1 protein-coding gene is annotated in these 464 nt (G+C 60.8%); it reads right to left on the bottom strand.

Going from position 1 to position 464, the window contains the following annotated elements; genetic code table 11:
• Positions 1-464: IS66 family transposase zinc-finger binding domain-containing protein (locus E0D98_RS25825; protein ID WP_205713042.1), on the bottom strand; the 464-nt coding region annotated here is incomplete at both ends.

Below are 464 nucleotides of genomic sequence, written 5' to 3'. Positions count from 1 at the left end.
GGCCAGCAGCCCCGGTCCGGCGATACCCCGCTCGATGGGCCGCGAAGGTGCAGGTGCCTGCACGATGGCATCGCACTGAGTACAGGCATGTTTTTCCCGTACCGTCCGGATAACCCGGAAGGCGCTATGCATCAACTCCAGCTGTTCGGCGGTATCCTCGCCCAGATAGCTCAGTGAACCGCCGCAGTTCGGGCAGCACGGCGCTGCAGGCAACAGTCGCTTTTCGTCACGGGGTAGTGATTCAGGGAACGGCTTACGGGGGCGGGTCTGACGCAACGGACGCTGTACTGCCGGGTCATACACCCTACCAGTCAGCGTATCGCTCTCTTTCTGAAGCCGGTTCAGATCGGCTTCCATTTGTGCGATACGGCGGGAGACTTTTTCGGAACGACTGCCGAAGTTCATCCGGCGGAGTTTATCCAGCTGCGCCTGCAGATGGTCTATTTCGCGCTCCCGGTTGCTCA

It is taken from the genome of Escherichia sp. KCJ4928 (assembly GCF_004352695.1).
Taxonomy (GTDB): Bacteria; Pseudomonadota; Gammaproteobacteria; order Enterobacterales; family Enterobacteriaceae; genus ECMA0423.
This window is presented reverse-complemented; position numbering and strand designations above follow the sequence as displayed.